The sequence below is a fragment of the Mammaliicoccus sp. O-M54 genome, assembly GCF_022386035.1.
In the GTDB taxonomy this organism is placed as follows: Bacteria; Bacillota; Bacilli; order Staphylococcales; family Staphylococcaceae; genus Mammaliicoccus; species Mammaliicoccus sciuri_A.
The window spans coordinates 1-246 of sequence record NZ_JAJNJE010000034.1 but is presented as its reverse complement, the minus strand read 5'-3'; the positions used below and the strand labels follow the sequence as shown (position 1 = coordinate 246).

Below are 246 nucleotides of genomic sequence, written 5' to 3'. Positions count from 1 at the left end.
GTTCTCCTACTGTTACAGGTACTTTTATGTGATCTTCTGTTCCATCTGGATATGTCACTGTCACATCTACTTCTGTTGTGCCTGGTGTGTTACCATCTGGTAATTGTGTTTCGTCATCCACCGTAATTGTTGGTTGTTCTTTATCCGCTGGATAGTCTGGGATTGTCACTGAACCTGTTACATCGTCTGTTGTCGTTGGTGTGCCATTGTCTTTTGTTACACCGTCTGTTGTTGGTTCATAAGCAT

General features: G+C 42.7%; 1 protein-coding gene. It reads right to left on the bottom strand.

Translation table 11 applies throughout. The annotated features are described in order from the left end of the window. Positions 1-246: Rib/alpha-like domain-containing protein (locus tag LQ673_RS14765; protein WP_239705922.1), on the bottom strand; the 246-nt coding region annotated here is incomplete at both ends.